Origin of the sequence: Bacillus sp. JH7 (assembly GCF_001563515.1) — a bacterium.
GTDB classification, from domain to species: Bacteria; Bacillota; Bacilli; order Bacillales; family Bacillaceae_G; genus Bacillus_A; species Bacillus_A cereus.
This window is the reverse complement of the sequence record NZ_LPUS01000009.1, coordinates 1-2563: the sequence shown is the minus strand read 5'-3', so window position 1 is coordinate 2563 and position 2563 is coordinate 1. Positions and strand designations below refer to the sequence as shown.

The following is a 2563-nucleotide window of genomic DNA, read 5'->3' as shown; positions in this document are numbered from 1 at the left end:
TTCGCTCGACTTGCATGTATTAGGCACGCCGCCAGCGTTCATCCTGAGCCAGGATCAAACTCTCCAATAAAGTTAGTTTGTCTAGCATCTAAAATAAAAATTGACGTTTCACGTTGTTTGTTTCGTTCAGTTTTCAAAGAACTACTTGGTCGCTCATTCGCGACTTCCTTATGTTAACATCTTCGTTAGTTAATGTCAACTAAGTTTTTTTATTTCATTTGTCGCTTGCGACGTTATTGTCATCGGCGACTTGTCCTATATTACACCTCTATATAATAATAGTCAATATTAATCTTTCATTTTTTTTAAAAGATGAAAAAGACTCTCATACCCCCCTTTTATTTCTCATACATATCAATAAGATAACTGAAAGGAGTGTAGAACTTGTTCAATCCTTCTTTATTACACATCATAGGCTCCCATTCAAGAAGCCCACACTATCATAGGAAGTTTCCAATCATTCTATTTTGGAGTCAAAAAAGCGGTTGTACTTCTCTTGCTAAGTGGTTCTTTTACCAGATTGATTTATTACAAACCGCCCTAAGCTATAGTCCTTTCATTCATAATTATGAATATGATATATACAAAAGTACACCTGCCTATAGTGTACGACTAGGAGTAGCTTTACGAGAAAAACAAAAAGAAACTTTTAAACTTGTTCGTAACCCTTATAGGAGAGCAGTCAGTTCTTTCGTATCCTTAATTGGACCTCCTTATATGGAACATCCCGAATGGAAACCCATCCGAAAGTTTTTATATCAAGATGAAAATTCCTCCAAAGGGATCTCATTTAAACAATTTCTATACTATCTATTTATGAAAGGGGCTCACGCAAGTGATATTAACCCACATTTCACACAACAATATATAGCTGGTGAAGAAGAATATGTGACCAATTATATATACTTAGAAAACTTCGATCAGGAAATGAAAGAATTAGAAAAGCGTTTCGAATTAAAAACCGCACCAATAAATGAGTTCTCAACATCATGGCATCATCAAACTCCCGCCATGATTTATAAAGGGGATTTTAGCGAAGGCGATATTACTGACCCTTTATTTCCCCGTCATCCGACTTTTGAAAGCTTTTATGATACTGAATGTATACAACTTGTCCAAACAATATTTCAAAATGATTTCGACACATATAAATACAGCAAAAAATATCCATACTAACTTTAGTCTATTATCTTTGCTAAATAAAAAAGATACCTCATATATAAGGTATCTTTTTAACATTTCAATTATATAAATCATACTGTTTAACAGTCTCTATTCTCCACCTTGTTACCTTTTAATAGATTACATAACTTTTGCTTATCCGCCCATCCTACTCCGATTAAAACTAAACTCGCTCCCATTATTACTCTCCATGTCAGAGATTCATTTAATAGAATAATTGAAGTAACAATACTTATTAATGGTAATGCATTTAAATATAATCCGCTTACTGATGCTGAAACTCTCTCTAGCGCTTTATTCCAAAACCAATATGCTAAAATTGTTGCTCCAATAACAAGGTATATTACACTAAGTCCCGTTTTCCAAGTTTCAACCTTTGGGAGACCGTAATAAAAAATTTCTACCAGTGCAAACGGTAAGAGAATAACAGCTCCAATAATTAAAGTTAATGTTGTAAAAACCTCGTTTGATAAATACTGTTCTTGTTTTGGCCGTTTTAGCAAAACTGTGTAGAAAGCAAATAGAAAAGTACTTAATAATATCAGTATATCTCCTATTAAAGACACTTCTTGATTAGCATTTTTAGATGGAATCGTAATAAAGAGTACTCCTATAGCACCCAATATAATTCCTATCCAATAATTCAATCGAATTTTCTCTTTCAAAAAGAGTGCTGAAAAAAGAATTGTAACTAATGGTAATGCAGCATCTATAATACTCACATGTAATCCACTGGTTAAAGAAATACCGTAGGATGTAAACATAAAATAACCAGCTACACCGGTAAAAGCTAACAAACTCATTCTTTTCCATGGAACTTTTTTATGTACAACTGATTTTTGTAGTTGCTTAAATGAGAATAGCATACAAATTCCACCTGCAAAGAAAAGACGAATAAACAACAAAGTAAACGGCTGAATAGATTCTAACGCCCATTTTGTTGGCGCAATGGCTGTGCCCCATAATATAACAGCCACTAATAACATGCATATTTCTTTCATAATCCCCCACACCCATCAAAAATATATGTTAACTACCTTAATTATAGATTTTTTCTAATGTAAAATCCTTTAAAAACACAAAAGGTTATGTTAAAAGAGCTAGATTGCTACTTTTCATATAACCTTTTTATATAAGATCACAAACATTCTTGTTACATCTGGACTATATTCTTATAAAGGTAATTCTTACCTTTAAATTTAAAATAATAAAAATAAACACAAAAAAACCTAAGTCGAAACGACTTAGGTTTTTGCTTGGCGACGTCCTACTCTCACAGGGACAAGGTCCCAACTACCATCGGCGCTAGAGAGCTTAACTTCCGTGTTCGGTATGGGAACGGGTGTGACCTCTCTGCCATCATCACCAAACTATGAAGGCA

The 2563-nt window shown here is 33.6% G+C and carries 2 protein-coding genes and 2 rRNA genes; 1 reads left to right on the top strand and 3 read right to left on the bottom strand.

What is annotated here, in order from left to right; all coding sequences use genetic code 11:
- Positions 1 to 70: ribosomal RNA gene (locus tag AU379_RS17395) — 16S ribosomal RNA — on the bottom strand; the annotation flags it as partial.
- A gap of 314 nt (positions 71 to 384) precedes the next feature.
- On the opposite strand from AU379_RS17395, the gene AU379_RS17390 reads away from it, so the two are divergent.
- A complete protein-coding gene (locus tag AU379_RS17390) occupies positions 385 to 1176 on the top strand; it encodes a sulfotransferase family 2 domain-containing protein (RefSeq protein ID WP_061139569.1) in 792 nt (263 codons plus the stop codon).
- A gap of 86 nt (positions 1177 to 1262) precedes the next feature.
- Here the strand turns inward: AU379_RS17390 and AU379_RS17385 are convergent, their stop codons facing one another.
- Both AU379_RS17385 and rrf read right to left on the bottom strand, forming a co-directional pair.
- Positions 1263 to 2183: a DMT family transporter gene (locus AU379_RS17385; protein ID WP_061139568.1), complete on the bottom strand. Its 921-nt coding sequence runs from the start codon at positions 2181 to 2183 to the stop codon at positions 1263 to 1265.
- 253 nt (positions 2184 to 2436) lie between these two features.
- Positions 2437 to 2552 (bottom strand): 5S ribosomal RNA (gene rrf, locus AU379_RS17380).
- Positions 2553 to 2563 lie beyond the last annotated feature (11 nt).